Annotated in this window: 20 protein-coding genes; 9 read left to right on the top strand and 11 right to left on the bottom strand. The window is 72.3% G+C overall.

The window, feature by feature from the left end:
• Positions 1-136: 136 nt before the first annotated feature.
• Positions 137-535 carry a cupin domain-containing protein gene (locus ABD844_RS21625; RefSeq protein WP_344880610.1) on the bottom strand — a complete coding sequence of 133 codons (399 nt, stop codon included), beginning with the start codon at positions 533-535 and terminating at the stop codon, positions 137-139.
• A gap of 62 nt (positions 536-597) precedes the next feature.
• On the opposite strand from ABD844_RS21625, the gene ABD844_RS21620 reads away from it, so the two are divergent.
• From ABD844_RS21620 to ABD844_RS21610, 3 genes are all read left to right on the top strand, one after another.
• The gene (locus ABD844_RS21620) at positions 598-1,317 is read left to right on the top strand and encodes a class I SAM-dependent methyltransferase (RefSeq protein ID WP_344880608.1); all 720 of its coding nucleotides are present in this window, start codon (positions 598-600) and stop codon (positions 1,315-1,317) included.
• Between the two features lie 136 nt (positions 1,318-1,453).
• Complete coding sequence (gene cysC / locus ABD844_RS21615; RefSeq protein WP_344880605.1) at positions 1,454-2,668, top strand: adenylyl-sulfate kinase; 1,215 nt, start codon at positions 1,454-1,456, stop codon at positions 2,666-2,668.
• Complete coding sequence (locus ABD844_RS21610; protein ID WP_344880602.1) at positions 2,665-3,546, top strand: sulfite exporter TauE/SafE family protein; 882 nt, start codon at positions 2,665-2,667, stop codon at positions 3,544-3,546. The genes cysC and ABD844_RS21610 overlap by 4 nt, the downstream gene beginning before the upstream one ends.
• On the opposite strand, the gene ABD844_RS21605 is transcribed toward ABD844_RS21610, so the two are convergent.
• A complete protein-coding gene (locus ABD844_RS21605) occupies positions 3,491-4,516 on the bottom strand; it encodes a glycoside hydrolase family 26 protein (RefSeq protein WP_344880599.1) in 1,026 nt (341 codons plus the stop codon). The genes ABD844_RS21610 and ABD844_RS21605 overlap by 56 nt on opposite strands.
• A gap of 370 nt (positions 4,517-4,886) precedes the next feature.
• Here ABD844_RS21605 and ABD844_RS21600 point away from each other — a divergent pair, with 370 nt between their 5' ends.
• From ABD844_RS21600 to ABD844_RS21575, 6 genes are read left to right on the top strand one after another with little or no spacing between them, the layout of a single operon-like run.
• Entirely contained in the window at positions 4,887-6,179 is a 1,293-nt protein-coding gene (locus tag ABD844_RS21600; protein ID WP_344880597.1) for a Wzz/FepE/Etk N-terminal domain-containing protein, read from the top strand.
• Entirely contained in the window at positions 6,176-7,462 is a 1,287-nt protein-coding gene (locus ABD844_RS21595) for a hypothetical protein (protein ID WP_344880594.1), read from the top strand. The genes ABD844_RS21600 and ABD844_RS21595 overlap by 4 nt, the downstream gene beginning before the upstream one ends.
• Complete coding sequence (locus ABD844_RS21590) at positions 7,459-8,358, top strand: hypothetical protein (RefSeq protein ID WP_344880591.1); 900 nt, start codon at positions 7,459-7,461, stop codon at positions 8,356-8,358. The genes ABD844_RS21595 and ABD844_RS21590 overlap by 4 nt, the downstream gene beginning before the upstream one ends.
• Positions 8,355-9,209, top strand: coding sequence for a sulfotransferase domain-containing protein (locus tag ABD844_RS21585; RefSeq protein ID WP_344880584.1), 855 nt, complete (start codon positions 8,355-8,357; stop codon positions 9,207-9,209). Before ABD844_RS21590 ends, ABD844_RS21585 begins: the two co-directional genes overlap by 4 nt.
• Positions 9,197-10,453 carry a lipopolysaccharide biosynthesis protein gene (locus tag ABD844_RS21580; protein ID WP_344880581.1) on the top strand — a complete coding sequence of 419 codons (1,257 nt, stop codon included), beginning with the start codon at positions 9,197-9,199 and terminating at the stop codon, positions 10,451-10,453. Before ABD844_RS21585 ends, ABD844_RS21580 begins: the two co-directional genes overlap by 13 nt.
• Before the next feature lie 4 nt (positions 10,454-10,457).
• Positions 10,458-11,348 carry a sulfotransferase gene (locus tag ABD844_RS21575; protein WP_344880579.1) on the top strand — a complete coding sequence of 297 codons (891 nt, stop codon included), beginning with the start codon at positions 10,458-10,460 and terminating at the stop codon, positions 11,346-11,348.
• Here ABD844_RS21575 and ABD844_RS21570 read toward each other — a convergent pair.
• From ABD844_RS21570 to ABD844_RS21530, 9 genes are all read right to left on the bottom strand, one after another.
• On the bottom strand, positions 11,302-12,330 hold the full coding sequence (locus tag ABD844_RS21570) for a WecB/TagA/CpsF family glycosyltransferase (protein ID WP_344880576.1): 1,029 nt from the start codon (positions 12,328-12,330) through the stop codon (positions 11,302-11,304). The two genes, ABD844_RS21575 and ABD844_RS21570, sit on opposite strands and share 47 nt — an antisense overlap.
• The gene (locus ABD844_RS21565) at positions 12,327-13,211 is read right to left on the bottom strand and encodes a glycosyltransferase family 2 protein (RefSeq protein ID WP_344880573.1); all 885 of its coding nucleotides are present in this window, start codon (positions 13,209-13,211) and stop codon (positions 12,327-12,329) included. Before ABD844_RS21565 ends, ABD844_RS21570 begins: the two co-directional genes overlap by 4 nt.
• Positions 13,208-14,104 carry a sulfotransferase family protein gene (locus ABD844_RS21560; RefSeq protein WP_344880570.1) on the bottom strand — a complete coding sequence of 299 codons (897 nt, stop codon included), beginning with the start codon at positions 14,102-14,104 and terminating at the stop codon, positions 13,208-13,210. The genes ABD844_RS21565 and ABD844_RS21560 overlap by 4 nt, the downstream gene beginning before the upstream one ends.
• A gap of 97 nt (positions 14,105-14,201) precedes the next feature.
• Positions 14,202-15,464 (bottom strand): sulfate adenylyltransferase subunit CysN, encoded by a 1,263-nt coding sequence (gene cysN / locus ABD844_RS21555; RefSeq protein ID WP_344880567.1) that lies wholly within the window; start codon positions 15,462-15,464, stop codon positions 14,202-14,204.
• Positions 15,465-15,535: 71 nt separating this feature from the next.
• On the bottom strand, positions 15,536-16,450 hold the full coding sequence (gene cysD, locus ABD844_RS21550; protein ID WP_344880564.1) for a sulfate adenylyltransferase subunit CysD: 915 nt from the start codon (positions 16,448-16,450) through the stop codon (positions 15,536-15,538).
• Positions 16,451-16,470: 20 nt separating this feature from the next.
• Positions 16,471-17,268 (bottom strand): 3'(2'),5'-bisphosphate nucleotidase CysQ, encoded by a 798-nt coding sequence (locus tag ABD844_RS21545; protein ID WP_344880561.1) that lies wholly within the window; start codon positions 17,266-17,268, stop codon positions 16,471-16,473.
• Entirely contained in the window at positions 17,268-18,707 is a 1,440-nt protein-coding gene (locus ABD844_RS21540; RefSeq protein WP_344880558.1) for a sugar transferase, read from the bottom strand. The genes ABD844_RS21545 and ABD844_RS21540 overlap by 1 nt, the downstream gene beginning before the upstream one ends.
• Before the next feature lie 110 nt (positions 18,708-18,817).
• Positions 18,818-19,402: an aminoacyl-tRNA hydrolase gene (gene pth, locus ABD844_RS21535; protein WP_344880555.1), complete on the bottom strand. Its 585-nt coding sequence runs from the start codon at positions 19,400-19,402 to the stop codon at positions 18,818-18,820.
• Between the two features lie 66 nt (positions 19,403-19,468).
• A complete protein-coding gene (locus ABD844_RS21530; protein WP_344880552.1) occupies positions 19,469-20,089 on the bottom strand; it encodes a 50S ribosomal protein L25/general stress protein Ctc in 621 nt (206 codons plus the stop codon).
• Between the last annotated feature and the right edge of the window lie 20 nt (positions 20,090-20,109).

Below are 20,109 nucleotides of genomic sequence, written 5' to 3'. Positions count from 1 at the left end.
GATACGCCCACAGCCCCACGACGGCAACACGACCACCCCCGGGCCAGACGAGGTCACGGGGGTCCCCACAAGCCTACTCGCCACCGGAGCTCAGCCGACGCGGCGCCCAGGCCCTGAGTAGCCAGGCCCGGAGCGTTCAGGGCCCAGGGTGATCACGAACAGAGTGATCAGGATCAGGCACGGAGTAGCCGGGCACGGAGGGCCAGCGCACGGTGAGCACGGTCGACGCCTCCTCCGCCCGCCACGAATGGTCGACGCCCCTGCCCCACACCACGTAGTCGCCCGGCTCCGACAGCAGCACGCTGCGCCCCGGCAGCTCCACCCGGAACCGGCCGCCGATCAGCACGAGCAGCGCCGTACGGTGCTCGCCCCTCACCCACTCCGCCCGCTCGTCGCCCGGCGGGTGCACACCCCACTTGATCTCGACGTCGGCGCTGTGCCTTGGGTCGCCGGGGGGTTTGAAGTGACCGAGCAGCCAGCCGCGGTCGCCCGCCGCGTCCGCACCGGCGTTGCCCACGTAGACCCGATCGCTCACAGGCCAGGACGCTAGCAGGGAAATGCATTACTGATCCCGATCGGTTGATTACTGTAGGTCACATGGCTGAGGTGCGATCAGTCGCCCAAAGAGGCGACCTCTTCGGTGAACGGCTCCGCGAGCACTGTGCCGGGCAGCCGATCAGGCGGCTCGACGTGCTGGTCGCCGGGTGTGCGCACGACGAGGCGCTGGTGCTCGATCACATCGAGATCAGGGCCACCGGGGCCGACGAGGACCACCCCGAGATCAGGAGGGCGCTGAGCGAGCGGGCCGACCTGGTCGCCTACTCGCTGGGCGACCTGCGCTCGGTGCCGCTGCCGCCGCGCGGCTTCGACGTCATCCAGCTCTCGTTCCTGCTGGAGCGCGTACGGCACGCGGAGCTGGTCTTCGACCGGCTGCTGCAGTCGTTGCGGCCGGGCGGGCTGGTGCTGCTGCGCGTACGCGACCGGCGCTCGGCCTACGGGCTGCTCGACCGCATCACGCCCTGGTGGCTGCGCCGCCCGCTGTGGCGGGTGCTGGTCAGGCCGGGCACCCCTGGCCCGCTGCCCGCCGTGTACGAGCCCCTGGCGTCGAGCGACGGCCTGCACGAGTTCTGCCTGAGCCGGGGCCTCATGATCACCGACGACGAGCGCAACACCAGCGGCCCGGCCCGCGGCCGGGCGATCGGCGCGGCCGCCGTCGCGGTGGCGTCCAAGCTGACCAGCGGACGCTTCCCCGCCTCCCACGACGAGATCACCATGGTCATCAGAAAGCCCCAGCACCACTTCGCCCGCCTGATCTGACGCCCGGCCACGGGCACATGAGGCACGGAAGGAGGCAGGGGGGCGGTCATAGGGGTCGCACGCTGGCGGCACACTGGTCTCAATCGATAGAGTCGTTTCCTACCAATTCAATCGGAATAGTTGGGATACAAAAGACGTGGAGTGGACCCCCGACCCGCGCGAGCTGGCCGACCTCGAACTGCTGCTCTCCGGCGCGTTCGAGCCGCTGACCGGGTTCCTCGGCCACGACGACCTGCACGCCGTGCACGAGCGCGGCGCGCTCGCCGACGGCACCCCGTGGCCCGCGCCCGTCACCCTCCGCGTCCCCGCCGACCTCTCCCCCGGCGACGAGGTCACCCTGCTCGACCCCGAGGGCCTGCCGCTGGCCGTGCTCACCGTGACCGCCCACGAGCCCGACGGCCTGACCGCCGGGACGGTCAAGGGCCTGGGCACGCCCGAGCACGGGCCGTTCGCGCGGCTGCGGCGCACCCCGGCCCAGGTCGCCGACGAGCTGGGCGGCCGTCCCGCGCTCGCCGTGACCATGCGCGGCCCGCTCGACGACCTCTCCGAGATCGTCGCCACCGCCAAAGAGCTGGACGCGGTGATCCTGCTGCTCCCCCTCTCGTACGGCGAGGCCGGCCCGGCCGTCGTACGCGCCGCGCTGCGCGCCAAGGAGCAGCTCCCCGCGGGCACGATCGTGGTCTCGGTCCCCCTGGCGCCCCGCGAGGAGCCGGAGCTGGACCTGGAGCTGCGCGAGCACGTCGCCACCGCCTACGGCGCGACCGAGCACCTGGCGGGCCCCGAGCCGGTACGCATCCCCGGCCCGCCGCACCGCCGCGGCCTGGTGGTCTTCTTCACCGGCCTGTCAGGCTCCGGCAAGTCCACGATCGCCCGCGGCCTGCGCGACGCGCTGCTGGAGCTGGGCACCCGCTCGGTGACCTACCTCGACGGCGACGTGGTGCGCCACCTGCTCTCCAAGGGCCTGACCTTCTCCAAGGCCGACCGCGACCTGAACATCCGGCGCATCGGCTTCGTGGCCGCCGAGGCCGCGCGGCACGGCGGGCTGGCCATCTGCGCCCCGATCGCGCCCTACGCGGCCACCCGCGATGAGGTGCGCGAGACGGTCGAGTCGGTGGGGGCCGACTTCCTGCTCGTGCACGTCGCCACGCCGCTGGAGGAGTGCGAGCGCCGCGACCGCAAGGGCCTGTACGCCAAGGCCCGCGCCGGGCTCATCCCCGAGTTCACCGGCGTATCCGACCCGTACGAGGAGCCGGAAGACGCCGACCTGGTCATCGACACCACGCACCTCTCGATCGAGGCGGCCGTGTCGCGGGTGCTGGACACGTTGCGGGGCGGAGGCTGGATTCGTTGATCGACTGGGCTCTGATCGGCGGCTCCTTCCTGGTCGCCGTCGTGGTCGGGCTGACCGGCATGGGCGGCGGGGCGCTGATGACCCCGATGATGATGTTGTTCTTCAACGTCCCGCCGCTGGCCGCGGTCTCCAGCGACCTGGTCGCCTCGGCCGTGATGAAGCCGGTCGGCAGCGTCGTCCACCTGCGCCGCGGCACCGTCAATCTGCGCCTGGTCGGCTGGCTGTGCGTGGGGTCGGTGCCGGCGGCGTTCTGCGGGGTGTTCCTGGCCAGGGCGTTCGCGGTCACCGACGCGGTCAAATACGCCCTGGGCGTCGCCCTGCTGCTGGCCGTGGCGGGCATGGCGCTGAAGAGCCTGCTCGGCGCGAGGGGTGGCTCGTCGAGCGCGCGCGACATCGTCGTACGCCCAATTCCGACCCTACTGGTCGGTACGGTGGGCGGCCTGGTGGTGGGGGTCTCGTCCGTGGGCTCGGGATCGCTGATCATCGTGGCCCTGCTCGTGCTCTATCCGGCGCTCAAGGCCAACCAGCTCGTCGGCACCGACCTGGTGCAGGCTGTGCCGCTGGTCGCCGCCGCCGCGCTCGGCCACCTGCTGTTCGGCGACTTCCGGATGGACCTCACGCTCTCGCTGCTCGTCGGCTCGATCCCGGGCGTCTACCTCGGCGCGCGGATCTCCTCGCGCGCCCCTGGGGGCCTGATCAGGGCGATGCTGGCGATCGTACTGCTCGCCTCCGCGCTCAAGCTGCTCGATGTGAGCACCACGCTCACCGTCTGGGCGCTGGCCGCCGCCACCGCGGTCACGGTCGTGGGCTGGCGCCTGCGGGTCAGGGCCGCGGCACGGGCGTCGAGCGGAAGTACGGATCTCGAGCCAGCTCGCTGAACGCCCGGTCGGCCCCCGGGTCGGAGTCGAAGCTGGTGTCGCCGCGCGGCGCCTGCGGCGAGTCGAAGTACAGCACCGCCTTGATCTGCGGATAGCGCTTGATCTGCCGCAGCACCGACTCGAAGAACCGGCGCTTGAACGAGCGGTCGCGCTCCCTCTCGAAGACGCCCCACTCGGCCACCATGACCGGCTTGCCGGGGAAGCGGGCCTGCATCCACCGGTAGAAGCCCGGCCACTCCGGATATTCCTTGCGCGTCTTGTTCACGAGCCCGTCGAAGTCCTGCACCCGGTCGTCGGCGTACGGGTCCATCGCCACCCAGTCGACCACGTCGTCACCCGGGTAGAGGTCTTCGAACCAGGGTTCGGCCGCCCAGTTGGGCGCCCCCATGTACGTCATCACCACCACGGCGTTCCGCACGCCCTCGGCCCGCAGTCGCAGCACGACGTGCCGGAACATGGCCGCGTAGTCGGTGGCCCGCATGCCGGAGCCGGAGGAGTCGTCGACGTCGTTCTCCGGCTCGTGGTGCAGGGTGAGGAAGAACCGCTCGGGGAAGGTGCGCCTGAGGTAGGCGGCCAGCCGGTCGATCCGGGCGTCGAGGGCGCCGTCGGCGATCTCCGCCCAGGTGTGGTCGAACGACGGCTTCCAGTTGATCATGAGCAGCCGCGGCCTGGCCGGGTCGCGGGCCAGCCTGACCTCTGCCTCGGTGGGGAACAGCTCGCTGCCCCGGTGGTAGACGTGCAGCACGTCGGCCGCGGCGCCCATGCGTGACTCCGCTCCGTGCAGCGCCTGCTCCACCGGGGCGCCGGTGAAGACCTCCGGGGCCATGCCCCACCAGGCGCCGCAGGACGGGATGAGCCTGGAGGTGGCCGTACAGGCGGGCGAGCCGGCGGCGGCCTGGCCGGCCGCGGGAGCCTGGGCCAGGGGGCGCAGGTGGGAGCCCTCGGCGGTGGAGCAGGCGGCCGGCGTCATGGCGAGCACCGTCGCCAGGGCGAAGCCGGCGAATGCGGCTTTCGTTGTGGAATGAGAAATGCCCCGTAGCTGCAAAGCCTTCCAACCCCCTCGTCGAACGACCCCCGCCTCTCACACCTGAACCTTGCCATGTCATTCCTGGAACTTCAGCCAGTGTGCGAGTCTCCCCAGTTCGTGATGGGTACACGCCGCTCTCAATTTCCGGACATTTCCATTTATGAAGGGGCTTCTTTCCGGCCTTACCGGAAGAAAATCATGAGTATTGAACCCTGGGCCATATCCGTCCGCCCTATAGTGGGCGAACACTCGGCAGGTGACGCAGCGAAGCCGCACAGCGACAATCCGTACACAATCAGGAGAGCCTCCCCTCATGAGCTCCGGCACCGACCTGGACGAGCACCTCTCGCTGCTACGCAGGCGCTGGCTGCTCCTCGTGGGCTGCGTCGTCGTCGGCGGCACCGCCGGGCTGGCGCTGATGCGGCTCACCCCGGCCGCCTACACCGCCACCACGCAGGTGCTGGTCGTGCCGGTGGGCCCGCAGGAGCCGGCCAATCAGGTGACCGGCCGCCAGCGCGAGGCGCTCAACCTCGACACCGAGGCCCAGATCGCGCAGTCGTCCGTGGTCGCGGCGCGGGCGGCCGGGGAGCTGGGCGGCGCCGCGCCCGAGCCGGTCGAGGTGTCCGTGCCGCCCAACTCGGCGGTGTTGTGGATCTCGGTGACCGCCGGCGACCCGGCCGTCGCCGCCACGCAGTCGCGCGCCTACGCCGAGGCGTACCTGGCCAACCGCCGCGAGAGCGCGCTGGTGTCGCTGACCGAGCAGCAGCAGGCCGTGCTGAGCAAGATCAAGCAGGTCAACGCCGGCCTCGACCAGGTGGTCAAACATCTCGGCGGGCTGCCCAAGGGCACTCCTGAGCACACGATCGCCGCCCAGCGCCAGAGCGTGCTCAACCGGCAGGCGGCCAACCTGGCGCTCAGGTACGACGCCCTGCGCACGGTCGCGGTGACCCCCGGCTCCGTCATCGGCCCTGCCGCCCCGCCCACCGCCCCCAGCTCCCCCAGCCTGTCGCTCTACCTCGGCACCGGGCTCATGGCCGGGCTGCTGGCCGGGTCGGCCGCCGCCTACGCCCGCGACCGGCTCGACACGCGGCTGCGCACGCCCGCCGACGTCGAGCGGCTCACCGGCCTGCCCGTGCTCAGCGACCTGTCCCGCCCGCGCGAGCACGGCGTGCTGCACGAGCTGGCCTGCGCCGTGGTCTCCGCCTGCCCCGGCAAGCGGCTGCTGGTCAAGGCGCTGCCCGCCGACCTGTACGCCTCGTCGCTGGCCGAGCCGCTCGCCGTCAGCGCGCCGCTCGTCGTGCTCGACGGCTCCGACGTACGCGACCTGGCCAGGGCCGACGCCGCCGTACTGCTCGTGGGGCTGGGCCGGGTGACCGCCGAGGAGGTCACCGCCGTCGTACGCGGGCTCGCCCGGCACGACGTGCCGACCGTCGGCGTGGTGACGGCCACCGACGCGGTGCCGTCGTTCATCCCCCTGCTGGAGCCGCGCACGCACCCCCCGCTCGGCAAGCTCGTCGCGACCGGCGAACTCGACGCCAACGTGTCGGCCGAGACCACGCCCATGCAGGCGTTCCCCCACCCGCGGCGGCCGGGCAAGCCGACGTGACCCGGCCCGCGTGGCCCATCGCCGCGCTGCTGGTGGGCTATCCGGTCTGGTGGGCGCTCGGGTTCGGCGGGCTGTCGGTGATCGTGCTGGCGGTGCCCATGGCCGTGGTGCTGTGGCGGCGGCGGCCGATCCGGGTGCCGCGCGGGTTCGGGCTGTGGGTGCTGCTGCTGGCCGGCTACCTGGTGAGCGCGCTGATGCTGACGGAGACGCCGCCCGGCACGTACGGCGAGTTCGGGCCCGGCCGGCTGCTCGGCTACGCCATGCGGCTGGCGCTCTACTGCTCGGTGCTGGTCATGGTGCTCTACCTGGGCAACCTCACCGAGCGCGAGCTGCCGCAGCTCCGGCTGGTACGCATGCTCGGGGTGCTGTTCGTGACCACGGTCGCGGGCGGGCTGCTCGGCGTGTTCGCGCCCGGGTTCGAGTACACCTCGCCGGTGGAGCTGCTGCTGCCCGAGTGGCTCGGCGAGAACTCGTTCGTCCGCAACCTCATCCACCCGACCGCCGCCCAGACGCAGAAAGTGCTGGGCTTCTCCTCGCCCCGGCCGGAGGCGCCGTACGAGTGGGCCAACGCCTGGGGCAGCAACGCCTCGGTGCTGCTGGTGTGGTTCGTGGTCGGCTGGTGGGCGTACGGCCGGGTGCGCCACCGGGTCTTCGTGGCCGTGGTCGTGGCCCTGGCCGCCATCCCCGTCGTGTACTCGCTCAACCGCGGCCTGTGGATCGGGCTCGGGCTGGCCGTGGTCTACCTGGTCGTGCGGGTGGGCGGGCGTACTCGGGTGGCGCTGTGCGGCGCGGCCGTGGCGGCGGCGCTGGCCTTCACGCTCAGCCCGCTGGCCGCCCTGTTCGGGCAGCGCCTGGACAAGCCGCACTCCAACGACATCCGCGCCTTCACCGTGAGCGCCACCCTCGCCGCCGCCGGCCATTCGCCGGTGATCGGCTACGGCAACACCCGCAACGCCAGGGGCAACCACCGCTCGATCACCACGGGCCGGACCGAGTGGTGCCAGTCGTGCGGGCATCCGCCGCTGGGCAGCGACGGCCAGCTCTGGCTGCTGATCATCACGCAGGGGTTCACGGGGGCGGCGCTCTACGTGGCGTTCTTCCTGGGCGCGATCCGCCGCCACTGGGGCGACCGCAGCCCCATCGGGCTGGCCGGGGTGCTGGTGATGGGGTTCGTGCTGCTCTACATGTTCGTCTACGACGGCCTGGTCACGCCGCTCAGCCTCTATCTCGTCTCGTTCGCCCTCCTGTGGCGCAACGCGTCCCTCCAGGAGAGTCAGCCATGAACGACGCCGCCGTCCGCCTCGGCTACCTTGCCGACACCGTGCGGCTGCTGTACCCCGGCACCGGCGCGCAGCGCGCGTACACGCTGCTGCCGCACGCCGCCGTGCCCCGCAGGCTGGCGCCGCGCCGGTGGTGGCACGTGGGGTCCCAGGTGCTGGTGCCGGTCGAGGGGTCGATCACGGCGTACCTGAGCGAGGTCTTCGAGCGGCAGGTCGAGACCGTCCTGCACGTGCGGCCGGCGCTGCGGGCCAACCGCAAGCCGGTCCTGGAGGTCCGGTCGGGCGGGCGGCGGCTGGCGTTCGTGAAGATCGGCGACAGCGAGCGGGCGCGCGAGCTGATCAACCGCGAGGCGGCGGCCCTGTGCCGGCTGGCCGGTCTCTCCCTGGAGACGGTCGTGGCCCCGTCCGTGCTGCACCACGGCGACTGGCGGGGGCTGCCGGTGCTCGCGCTGTCGCCCCTGCCCGTACGGCGACGGGGCGGCCCGCCCGGAACGCTGCTGCTGGACGCGGTCACGGAGATCGCGGGCACCGGCGGCGACCGCCCGGCCTGGCACGGCGACCTGGCCCCATGGAACGTGTGCCGTGCCGCCGACGGACGCCTGCTCGTCTGGGACTGGGAACGCTACGAGATCGGCGTCCCCTACGGCTTCGACCTCGTGCACCACTTCTTCCACCGGGCGCTGCGCCGGATGAGCCCTCCGCTCGCGGCTCGGGCGTGCGTGGCCCGCTCCGTACGGCTCCTCGCGCCCCTGGGGTTGTCGCCCGCGACCGCCAAGCGGACGGCGCTGCGCTACCTCATCGCCCTGGCCGACCGGCACGCCGCCGACGGCCACGCGCCGCTGGGCCCGCCGGAGTCCTGGCTCAACCCGGCCGTCGACCACGAGGAGCTGCTGACATGAGGGCCATGAAGCGATCGGTGCTGTCGCTGTCGCGGGCCACCGGACGGTTCACGTCGGCGGCGCGCGTGCTGCCGACGTTCCTGATCGCGGGCGCGCAGCGATGCGGCACCACGTCGCTCTACCGCGCGCTGGCCCAGCACCCGCTGCTGCTCAAACCCGTCCTGCACAAGGGCGTGCACTACTTCGACATCGACTACCGGCGCGGCCTGTCCTGGTATCAGGCGCACTTCCCGCTGCGGGTGAGCGTGGCACTGCTGGCCCACCGGTACGGCACGCGCGCCCAGGCGTACGAATCCTCCCCCTACTACCTGTTCCACCCGCTGGCCGGTGAACGCATCGCCGCCGACCTGCCAGGCGTCAAGCTGATCGTGCTGGTCCGCGACCCGGTCGAGCGGGCCTCCTCCGCGCACGCCCACGAGCTGGCCAGGGGCTTCGAGACCGAGTCGCACTTCGAGTACGCCCTGGAGCTGGAGTCCCGGCGGCTGGCCGGGGCCGAGGAGCAGCTCAGGCAGTCGCCCCACGCGCTGCACCATTCGCACCGCCACCACGGCTACCTGGCCAGGGGCCGCTACGCCGACCAGCTCGACCGGCTGGAGCCGCTGATCGGCCGCGACCGCCTCCTCGTACTCGACAGCCACCGCTTCTTCGCCGAGCCTGAGACGGCCTACGACCGGGTGCTGGACTTCCTGGGGGTGCCGCACCTGGGCTATCCCGTCTTCGAGCGGCACAACCGCCGCCCACTGCCGCGCCCCGTGCCCCAGGTGCTGGCGCAGGCGTTGCGTGACCACTTCGAGCCGTACGACGCGCGGCTGACGCGCTGGCTGGACGGTGAGCCCTCGTGGCGACGGTGATCGTCAGGAGAGGGCTGGCTGGACTGTCGGGGGCGGTCTTCGGGGCGCTGGCGCAGTTTTCCCTGGTGGTGGTCGTGACCAGGGCGTACCCGGCCGCCGAGGCGGGCGCTTTCTTCACCGCGACCGCGCTGGCGCTGATGGCGGCGGGCATCGCCAAACTGGACGCGGGCAACGGGCTGATCTACTTCATCGCCCGCGCCAAGACCTACCACTATCGCGGTATCTCCGGATATCTCAGGGCGGCCCTCGTGCCGTGCGTGGTGGTGGCCGGGGGCGCGGCGGCCGTGCTGTACCCGCGACTCGGGCCCCTGGCGGGGCTGCTGCCCGTCATGGTGACCGCCGACGTGCTGCTGGCCGCCACCCGGGGGTTCGGCGCCCTGCGGCCCACGGTGCTGCTGGACGGGGTGCTGCTGCCGGCGGGGCAGCTCCTGCTGGTCGGCGGGGTGGCGCTGGCGGGGTGCGCGGCCTGGTGGCTGCCGCCCGCGTGGGGGGCGGCGTACGTGCCCGTGCTGCTCCTGGCCGCCGCCGGGCTCAGGGGGCGGGTGCCGCGTACGCCCTACCTGCCGGGGACCGGGCGCGACCTGTGGCGCCACACCGGGCCGCGCTCGCTCGCGGGGGCGATCCAGGCGGTGTTCCAGCGGGTGGACATCGTGATCGTGGCCGCGCTGGCCGGGCCCGCGCAGGCCGCCGTCTACACCGCCGCCACCCGGTTCAGGGTCGTCGGCCAGCTCGCCAACCAGGGGCTGGCGCAGGCCGTGCAGGCGGGGCTGGTCAGGGCGCTGGCCGACGGGCAACGGGAGCGGGCCGGGGAGCTGTACCAGGCGGCCACGGTCTGGCTGGTGCTGCTGACCTGGCCGGTGTGGCTGGCGTACGCGTGCCTGGCGCCGTGGGTGCTGCGGGTGTTCGGGCCCTCGTACGGCTCGGCCGCGCCCGTCGCCCTCGTCCTGGCGGGCACGATGATGGTGGCGACCGCCTGCGGCATGGTGGACGTGGTGCTGACGGCCGCCGGGCACACCGGCGCCAGCCTGGCCAACCTGCTGGCCGCCATCGGCTGCACGGTGCTGCTGGACCTGGCGCTCATCCCGTCCCACGGGGCGCTGGGGGCGGTGGCGGGGTGGTCGGGCGGCGTGATCGTCAAGAACCTGCTCCCCCTGTGGCAGCTCCACCGCCGCTACGGCCTGCACCCCTTCGGCCGCCACACGCTCGCCGCGCTGCGCGTACGCAACCGGGTGGCGGGGTGGTGAGTGAATGACGGTGCTGGTCACGGGGCTGCCGCGGAGCGGGACGAGCTGGACGGGCAAGATGCTGGCCGCCGGGGGCGAACTGGTCTACGTCAACGAGCCGCTCAACCCGCAGCACCCGCCCGGCCGCTGCCCGGGGGTGCTCGCCGCCCGGGTGACGCACCGGTTCCAGTACATCTGCGAGGACAACTCCCCCGCCTGGCTGCCCGCCTTCCGCGACACGGTCGCGCTGCGCTACCGGTGGCTGGCCGAGCTGCGGGCGAACCGCGGCCCGTACGACCTGGCCCGGCTGCTCCGCTACGGCACCGCCTTCACCCTCGGGCGGCTGGCGGGGCGGCGGGCGCTGCTGGACGACCCGTTCGCGGTGCTGAGCGCGGGCTGGTTCGCCGGGCGGCTGGGATGCCGGGTGATCGCGCTGGTGCGTGACCCGGTGTCGTTCGTGGCGAGCTGGCAGCGGCTGGGGTGGACGGTGTACTTCCACGAGCTGCTGGAACAGCCGCTGCTGGTCCGCGACCATCCGGAGGTGCTGGAGCTGCGGGCGCTCGTCGGGTCGCAGGACCGGGTGGCCAAGGCGGCGGCGCTGTGGCGGGTGACGCGCTCGATCCTGGGCCGCACGCCGGGCGTCCTGCTCATGCCGTACGAGTCGCTGGCCGCCGACCCCGTCGCCGGGTTCCGTCACCTGTACGCCTACGCGGGCCTGCGCTGGTCGCCGGCCGCCGAGCGCCGCATCGTACGGGCCTGCGGCGACGGCGGGGCCACGACCGGGGCGGGGTTCGCGTGGTCGGGCCTGTCGCGCACGGCGTACCGGCGGATGGACTCGCGCCGGGCACTGGCGGAGGGCGCCCGCGGGCTCAGCGAGGAGGACGCGGCCCGCGTCCGCGCCCTGACCGGCACCTGAGCCGCGTGACGAGACACCCGCCGAGCAGCCGCACGGCGAACGGCAGGTCGTCCACCAGGTAGCGGCGCGCGAGCCGGCCCGGCTCGCAGGCCAGCCTGAACGCCCATTCGAGCCCGGCCCGCCGCATCCAGCCCGGAGCCCTGGCCGTGGTGCCGGCGGCGAAGGCGATGGCCGCCCCGCAGCCCACGAACCACGCCTGCGGCAGCTCCTCGCGCAGGGCCAGGATGAGACGGTCCTGCCGGGGGAATCCGAGCCCGACGAAGACCAGGCGGGGCCGGGCGGCGACCACCTTCCCGCGTACGCGCGCCGTGCCCTCGGGGGTGTCGTCGAAGCGGTAGGGAGGCGCGTGGACGCCGCAGACGTCCAGGCCCGGGTGGCGGGCGGTCAGCTCGCGGGCAGCCACCCGCACCACGTCAGGAGGGCCGCCGCCGAGCAGGTAGACGGGCCAGCCCCGCTCGGCGGCCAGCGCGCAGAGCGACCAGATGAGGTCGGCGCCGGTGACCCGCGCGGGCACGGGGGTGCCGAGCAGCCTGGCCGCCCACACCAGCGGCATGCCGTCGGCGACCACGAGGTCGGCCGAGCGCACGAGCGTCCGGAGCGCGGGGTCGGCGTCGGCGGCGCGGCAGATGTCCACGTTCGGCGTGACGATGCGCCCGCCCCTGCCCAGCTCCAGCGCCACCGCCACGCGCCGCACGACGTCGGCCTCGGTGACGGCGTCGACCTCGATCCCGCCCACCGCGACCCGCCCACCACCGGCCCCCACCGGGAGGCGCGGCTCTGGGAGTCGCTGCCCCTGCTCTGGGAGGCCCCGGCCCTGGCCGGGAAGGCCCTGGCTCTGGCCGGGAAGGCCCTGGCTCTGGCCGGGAAGGCCCTGGCCCTGGCCGGGAAGGCCCTGGCCCTGGTCGGGAAGATGCTGCTCGGGGAGGCGCTGTGCCGGGATCGGCGCGATCCGGGACGGCGGCGGGACGGCGCCGGGGGTCAAATGCCGTGTCCTCGGCTGTGCAGGGCCGCCTGCACGGTGGGCGCGGAGACGAGCCCCGCCGCCACCGCTAGCGCGATCGCCGCCCTGGGCTCCCCCAGCCGGGCCGACAGCGTCCGCAGGGCCCATCTCGCGGCGGCCCAGCGCTGCCCCAGCGCCGCGTGACCGAACGCAAGCTGGCCGTAGACCCGCGCCGCGCCGCGCGGGTCCACGGCCAGTTCAGGATGCCGGGCGAGCATCCACTCGAGCCCGGCAATGCGGTCGGCCCACCGGGCCGCGTAGTGGGACCCCGCCCAGCGCACCAGCACGAGCGGCCGGTCCACGTGGACGATGGGCCGCCGTTTGGCGGCGCGCAGGGCCAGGTCCCAGTCTTCGTTCTGGCCGCCGGGCGCGCTCTCGTCGGGCCGGAGCACGCCACGCCGGAACAGGAACGTCGACGAGTGCACCATCACCATCCGCGAACGCACCAGGTCGGCGGCGGTGACGACGGAGGCCCCGGCCAGACGGGCGACCCTGCGCCGCCCGTGCTCCACCTCGATGGCGCAACTGGCGAACTCTCCGTCGTCGTCCAGCAGGGCGCGTACCTGGGCGGTGAGCTTGCCGGGCAGCCACACGTCGTCGTCGTCGCAGAAGGCGATCAGGTCGGTGTCGAGGGCGGCGATGCCGGTGTTGCGCGCCCCCGGGAGCCCGGGGGTGAGGGTGTTGGGCAGCACGCGTACGCGCCGGTCGGGCACCTCGGGAGCGGGCCCGCCGTCGGAGACCACGACCACCGCGAGCCCACCCGCGTAGTCCTGCCCGAGCACGGCCGCCACGGCCTCGCGCAACAGCCCGGGCCGGTCTCCGCGCGTCGGGACGACGACCCCGACCGACGGCCACCGGCTCACGCCGCGACCCCGGTGTAGCCGTAGCGTGCCCGGAGAGGCCACGTGAGCGCGTCGACGACCCGCCGGTCGCCGTCGGCCAGGCCCGACCGCCACGAGTCGTCCCGGCGCAGCTCGACGTTTCCCACGTGGAAGCGCATCGGGTTGCCCGAGGCCGTGTGCGAGGGCCCCAGCCGGGCGGTGCGCCCCTCCAGGAAGCCCAGCTCAGGCTCCGGCAGCCCCAGGCGGACCGCCAGCCCCTTCAGCGTGGCCCCGGGGTCGGCGAGCAGGTCTTCGTAGCGGATCCGGGTCACGCGCGCTCCCCTGCCCGGCAGGAGCTCCAGGGCGGCGTTCTGCGCCGACCAGTGGACGGCGGTGCGCGCCGGGCTCCAGCGGGTCATCGGCCGCCCGTCCTCGGGCCGGTGTACGGTCCTGGCCCAGGAGTGGGCGACCGCGCGCGGGTCGCGTACGACGTGCACGACGTGTGCGTCGAGCCCGCTCGCCACCAGGCAGCAGGCCAGCGAGGCGTGCTTGCTGGAGTCGATCACCACGGGCGCGTCGGCGGCGCGGTAGAGCCGCCGGTAGGCCCGGGTGTATTCAGCCAGGTCAGGATGGTCGATGCGGGCGATCCTGCGGGTGCGGTCGACCCGGTGCCGCAGGGTCAGCATCCGCTCGGCGAGCCGGCGCGTCCAGCCGCCGAATGCCGTCTTCCCGACCCGCCCCCAGAACGGACAGGCCGGGAAGACGACCCCGCAACCGCAAAGTTCCGCTGCGAGCACCCCTCGCTCCCACAGATGCACCACCTCTCCCAGCGCCACCACACCGGGCAGCTCGCCAAGGAGCCTTTCCAGCAACGTGGTGCCGCTGCGGCCGAGGCCGCCCAGGTAGATCACCTGGGGGACGGTGGTTTCAGTCAAGGGAACGAAGGGCCTTCGCGGGTGTGACGAACACGGAACGCGATGACCCTAGCGCGGAGAGTAATGCCTTGGTAAGGCAAACGCTAAAAGATCTACCTCAGCTCGCGTCGATGATCATGCCCGCGCCCACCGTGCCGTTCGTGGCCTCGTCGACCAGGATGAAACCGCCGGTCAGCCGGTTGCGCGCGTAGTCGTCGACGAACATCGGCTGGGTGACCCGCAGCGACACCCGGCCGATCTCGTTGAGGGCGAGCGAGGTCGCCTCCTCGTCACGGTGCAGGGTGTTGACGTCGAGCCGGTAGTGCAGCTCGCGCACCATCGCACGGGCGGTGCGGGTGGTGTGCTTGATCGTCAGCTTGGTACGCGGCGTCAGCTTGAGGCCGTCGCCCATCCAGCAGACCATCGCCTCCAACTCCTGCGCCGTGTTCGGCTGGTTGTTGGGCCGGGCGATCATGTCGCCGCGCGAGATGTCGAGGTCGTCCTCGAAGCGCAGCGTCACCGACATGGGCGGGAACGCCTCCTCCACCGGCCCGTCGAAGGTGTCGATCGAGGCGATCCGCGTGGTCAGGCCCGAAGGCAGGTGCACGACCTCGTCACCGGGCTTGAGCACGCCGCCCGCCACCTGGCCGGCGTAGCCGCGGTAGTCGTGGAAGGCGGGGTCGGTGGCCCGCTGGGGACGGATGACGTACTGGACGGGGAAGCGCACGTCGGTCAGGTTGCGGTCGGAGGCGATGTGCACGTTCTCCAGGTGGTGCAGGAGGGACGTGCCGAGGTACCAGGGCATGTTCTCCGAGCGCGAGACCACGTTGTCGCCGTTGAGCGCGGAGATCGGGATGAAGGTGAGGTCGGAGACGTTCAGCTTGGACGCGAACGCCGTGAACTCGTCTCTGATCTCCTCGAAGCGCGCCTGGGAGTAGTCGACCAGGTCCATCTTGTTGACGGCCAGCACCAGGTGCGGCACGCGCAGCAGCGACGTCAGGAACGCGTGCCGCCGCGACTGCTCCAGCACGCCCTTGCGGGCGTCGATGAGGATGATCGCCAGATCGGCCGTGGAGGCGCCGGTCACCATGTTTCTGGTGTACTGGATGTGCCCGGGCGTGTCGGCGATGATGAACTTCCGGCGCGGCGTCGCGAAATAGCGGTACGCCACGTCGATCGTGATGCCCTGCTCGCGCTCGGCCCGCAGCCCGTCGGTCAACAGCGACAGGTCGGTGTATTCGGTGCCGCGGTCGCGCGAGGTGCGCTCGACGGCCTCCAACTGGTCCTCGAAGATCGCTTTGGAGTCGTAGAGCAACCGTCCGATGAGGGTGGACTTGCCGTCGTCGACGCTTCCCGCGGTGGCAAAGCGAAGAATGTCCATCAGATGTGGCCCTTGTCGTCAAACACAGCCGGTCCTCCAGGACGAACCGCGACTGCTACGGACGGGTGCATTTAGAAGTAGCCCTCTCTCTTCCGGTCTTCCATGGCCGCCTCGGACGAGCGGTCGTCGGCCCTGGTGGCCCCGCGCTCGGTGATCCGGGTGGCGGCGATCTCCTCGATGATCTCCTCGACCGTGGCGGCCGTGGACTGGACGGCGCCCGTACAGGTCATGTCGCCCACGGTGCGGTAGCGCACCACCGCCTCGAACAGCGGCTCCTCCTCGCCGCGCGACACCACCTCGGAGTCGGGCAGCAGCATGCCGTCGCGCTCGAACACCTTGCGGGTGTGGGCGAAGTAGATGGAGGGGATCTCGATGCCCTCGCGCCTGATGTAGTCCCAGACGTCGAGTTCGGTCCAGTTGGACAGCGGGAAGACGCGGATGTGCTCGCCCTTGCGGATGCGGGAGTTGTAGAGGTTCCACAGCTCGGGGCGCTGGTTCTTCGGGTCCCACTGCCCGAAGTCGTCGCGGAAGGAGAACACCCGCTCCTTGGCGCGGGCCTTCTCCTCGTCGCGCCTGGCGCCGCCGAACACGGCGTCGAACTGGTGCTCCTCGATCCCGTCGAGCAGGGTGGTGGTCTGCAGGCGGTTGCGCGAGGCGCGCCGCCCGGTCTCCTCGACGACCCGGCCCTGGTCGATGGAGTCTTGCACGCTGGCCACGATCAGCCGGGCGCCCAACTCGGCCGAGCGCCGGTCGCGGAACTCGATGACCTCGTCGAAGTTGTGCCCCGTGTCGACGTGCATGAGCGGGAACGGGATGGGCGCCGGCCAGAACGCCTTCTCCGCGATGCGTAGCATGACGATCGAGTCTTTGCCCCCGGAGAAGAGCAGACAGGGACGCTCGAACTCGGCCGCCACTTCGCGCATGATGTGGACGGCCTCGGCCTCGAGCACGTCGAGCTGCGACGTCGTATAGTCGCGCTGGAGCATGTGAACTTCCTCCGGCGGGTTCAGCGATGAAGGTCCCGGATGCCGGCGAGCAGGGATGTCGCCAGCTCTGGTAGGGAAACCAGGATATCCGGTAGTGACGGGTCGGCTTGGTTGTACGTCAACTCGGAGCCGTCGATCCGGCTCGCGTGCGCCCCTGCGGCCAGCGCCACGGCGACCGGCGCGGCGGAATCCCACTCGTTTTGCCCCCCGGCGTGTACGTACGCCTCCACCTCGCCGGTGAGCACCGCCGAGATCTTGGCCCCCGCCGAGCCGATCGGCACGAGGTCGGCCCCCACCAGGTAGGCCAGCTTCCTGACGAACTCGGGCGGCCTGGTGCGGCTGACGGCGATGCGGAAGCGCCCCTTGTCGTACGCGGGCAGCTTCGGCGGGTCGGCGGTCGTCAGCGTACGGCCCTGGGAGGGCAGCGCCACGGCGCCCGCGCTGAGCCTCCCGCGCTCCCACAGGGCCACGTGCACGGCCCAGTCGGCCCTGCCCTCGTCCGCCGCGCCCGCCTCCGCACCCTCACGCCGCTCCGAGAACTCCCTGGTGCCGTCGAGCGGGTCGACGATCCACACCCGTTCGGCGCCCAGCCTGCGCGGGTCGAGCCGCTCCTCGCGGGTGGCCTCCTCCGACAGCACGCTGTCGCTCGGCCGCAGCCGCGCCAGCGACTCCATGAGGTAGAGGTGAGAGGACCGGTCTCCCTCGGCCCGCAGCGCCCCCGGGTCGTCGTACCCCAGGTGCTCGCGAACCCGCAGCAGCCTCTCACCGGCCTCGGTCGCCAGATCGGCGGCCAGGGCGTGGTCGTCGCGAATCGTCATCAATATGCTCCTTGCCCGCGGGCGACGGCCGACCAAGTCTTCCACAGGATCTGGAGATCCAGCGTGAGGGACCAATTCTCCACGTAACGCAGGTCGAGGCGCACGGATTCCTCCCACGATAGGTCAGATCTCCCGCTGACCTGCCACAGCCCGGTCAGCCCTGGGCGTACGAGGAGCCGCCGGCGCACGTCGTCGCCGTAGCGGGCGACCTCCTCCGGCAGCGGCGGCCGGGGGCCCACGAGCGACATGTGGCCCAGGACGACGTTGATGAGCTGCGGCAGCTCGTCGAGCGAGTGGCGGCGCATCAGCGTGCCGAGCGGCGTGACCCGTGGATCGTTCCGAATCTTGAACAGCACGCCGTCGCGGTCGCTGACGAGGGTGATCTTCTGCTGCTCGGAACCGCGCCGCATTGTGCGGAACTTCACGATCGTGAAAACCTCGCCGTCCCTGCCCACCCGGGTCTGACGGAACAGCGCCGGCCCCGGGCTCGTCGCGCGTACGGCCACCGCCAGCCCCACCAGCAGCGGCGCCAGCAGCACCAGCAGCGTGGCGGCCACCAGGCGGTCGAAGACGTTCTTCACGAACTGCCGGATCCCGGCCAGCTCGGGATGCTCGACGTGCAGCAGCGGCATCCCGGCGACCGGCCTGATCGTGGTGCGCGGCCCGGCCACGTCCATCAGCGCGGGTGCGACGACCAGCTCGGTGTGGCTGCGCTCCAGCCGCCAGGCCAGCCGGCGCAGCGCCTGCCCGTCCATCTCGGGGCAGGCCAGCACGGCCACCGTGTCGGCGTCGTGCTGCTCCACCGCGATCGGCACGTCGCTGAGGTCGCCCGCGACCGGGACGTCGGCCACCCGCTGCCCGGGGTGCCCACCGGGCACGCAGGCGGCCACGACGTCCATGCCGTGGTGGCGTTCGCGGTGGAAGAGGCGTACCAGCTCGGAGATCGAGGCGGCGTGCCCGACCGCCACGACCCTGCGCATGCAGGCGCCCGCGGCCCTACGGCGGTGCAGGGAGCGGCGCAGGGCGTATCTGAGGACGAGGGAGAAGAACGTGACCAGCGGCAGCGCCAGCACGACGTAGCCCCGGGCGACGTCGGTCTTGGTCACGTAGGAGCCGATGGCGGTGCCCGCGGTCAGCGCCATGCCGGCCTGCACGACCCGGCGGAACTCCTCGGAGCCGACGCCGAGCATGCGCGGCTCGTACGCGCGGGCGACCGCCACCGCACAGCACCACACCACCGGCAGCACCAGGCTGACCAGCAGGTACGGCAGCACGTAGGGGGTGAGCCCGCCGAACCTGACCGAGAACGCGGTCGCCGCCCCGATGCCCGCCCCGCACAGATCGCCCAGCACCGCGCACATCCGATATGAGCGCACCCAGGAGGGCGTGCGCGGTTTGGCCCCCCAGCCGACCCCATGACCGGTCCTCGCGAAAGCCATGAGGCCTTCACCGCGCACGCATGCCTCCAGGTGTGACCACTCCTGAACGGACAGTCACAGATGGTAGCGGCGCGTACGTCCGGCAACCGGCGAACGACCCAATGTGGTGATCAGCGTGGAGGGCCGGAAATGTGCAGATCAGCCCGGTGGAAGTCGTTCTGGGTGGCCTCCAGGCCGCGGGCCATCAGCGACTCGACGACGTCGGCGGCCCGGTCGACGAGGAAGGGCAGGTCTTTGCGCTCGACGGTGGCGAAGTCGCGCAGCACGAAGGACGCCGGGTCCATGCGGCCGGGCGGTCGCCCGATGCCGAACCGTACGCGCAGGTAGTCGCGGGTGCCGAGGACCTTGGTGATCGACTTGAGCCCGTTGTGGCCGTTGTCGCCGCCCCCGAGCTTGGCGCGCAGCGCGCCGTAGGGCACGTCGAGCTCGTCGTGGACGACGATCAGCCGCTCCGGCCCGATCTTGTAGAAGTCGGCGAGCGCCTTCACGGGCCCGCCGGAGAGGTTCATGTACGTCAGGGGCTTGGCCAGCACGGCGGCACGCGTCTCGCACGCCTCGGCCCTGCTCTTGTGGGCCTTGAACCGCCCGCCCGCCCTGGCGGCCAGCTCGTCGAGCACCATGAAGCCCGCGTTGTGCCGGTTGCCCGCGTAGTCGGGCCCCGGGTTGCCCAGTCCGGCGATCAGCCAGCGATCCATGCGACCCCCTTGCGCGGAACGGGACGGCTCGATGCCGGCCGCCCCGTTCACGAGTGAACCTGTCGCCTACTCGGCGGCCGGAGCCTCCGCGCCCTCGGCCGCGGGCGCCTCAGCGCCCTCGCCCTCGGCGGCCTCGCCCTCGGCGGCCTCGACCGGCTTGCCGATGACCTGAAGAATCACGGCCTCGGGGTCGGCGGCCAGGGTGGCGCCCTTCGGCAGCCGGAGCTGCGCGGCGGTGACCGCGGTGCCGACCTCCAGGCCGTCGATGTCGACCTCGACGCCGGTCGGGATGTGGGTGGCCTCGGCCTCCACGGTGACCGTGACGAGCTGCAGGTCGAGCAGGCCGTCGGAGTGGACGTCGCCGACCGTGGTGACCGGGATCTCGACCGTGACCTTCTCGCCGCGCTTGACCAGGAGCAGGTCGACGTGCTCGACGAAGCCCTTGATCGGGTCGCGCTGAACGCCCTTGGGCAGCGCGAGCTCGTCGACGCCCTCACCCTTGAGGCGGATCAGCACGTTGGGGGTGCGCAGCGCGAGCAGCACCTCGTGGCCGGGCAGCGTCAGGTGCTTGGGGTCGATGCCGTGCCCGTAGAGAACGGCGGGCACCTTGTCGGCGCGGCGGATCTTGCGAGCGGCGCCCTTGCCGAACGTGGTGCGCGGCTCGGCGGCGATACGTACTTCGGACACGACATCTCCTAGGGATGCTC

It is taken from the genome of Nonomuraea antimicrobica (assembly GCF_039536965.1).
Lineage (GTDB): Bacteria > Actinomycetota > Actinomycetes > Streptosporangiales > Streptosporangiaceae > Nonomuraea > Nonomuraea antimicrobica.
Note: the sequence above shows the minus strand (reverse complement) of the source record. Positions and strands in the feature narration are given on the sequence as shown.

What these genes read in the sequence shown, in the direction of transcription:
- ABD844_RS21590 (WP_344880591.1), top strand. Translation starts at nt 7,459, where the DNA reads ATGAACGACGCCGCCGTCCGCCTCGGCTACCTTGCCGACACCGTGCGG.
- ABD844_RS21545 (WP_344880561.1), bottom strand. Translation starts at nt 17,268, where the DNA reads ATGACGATTCGCGACGACCACGCCCTGGCCGCCGATCTGGCGACCGAG.
- pth (WP_344880555.1), bottom strand. Translation starts at nt 19,402, where the DNA reads ATGGATCGCTGGCTGATCGCCGGACTGGGCAACCCGGGGCCCGACTAC.
- ABD844_RS21575 (WP_344880579.1), top strand. Translation starts at nt 10,458, where the DNA reads ATGACGGTGCTGGTCACGGGGCTGCCGCGGAGCGGGACGAGCTGGACG.
- ABD844_RS21540 (WP_344880558.1), bottom strand. Translation starts at nt 18,707, where the DNA reads ATGGCTTTCGCGAGGACCGGTCATGGGGTCGGCTGGGGGGCCAAACCG.
- ABD844_RS21600 (WP_344880597.1), top strand. Translation starts at nt 4,887, where the DNA reads ATGAGCTCCGGCACCGACCTGGACGAGCACCTCTCGCTGCTACGCAGG.
- ABD844_RS21605 (WP_344880599.1), bottom strand. Translation starts at nt 4,516, where the DNA reads ATGACGCCGGCCGCCTGCTCCACCGCCGAGGGCTCCCACCTGCGCCCC.
- cysD (WP_344880564.1), bottom strand. Translation starts at nt 16,450, where the DNA reads ATGCTCCAGCGCGACTATACGACGTCGCAGCTCGACGTGCTCGAGGCC.
- ABD844_RS21620 (WP_344880608.1), top strand. Translation starts at nt 598, where the DNA reads ATGGCTGAGGTGCGATCAGTCGCCCAAAGAGGCGACCTCTTCGGTGAA.
- ABD844_RS21585 (WP_344880584.1), top strand. Translation starts at nt 8,355, where the DNA reads ATGAGGGCCATGAAGCGATCGGTGCTGTCGCTGTCGCGGGCCACCGGA.
- cysN (WP_344880567.1), bottom strand. Translation starts at nt 15,464, where the DNA reads ATGGACATTCTTCGCTTTGCCACCGCGGGAAGCGTCGACGACGGCAAG.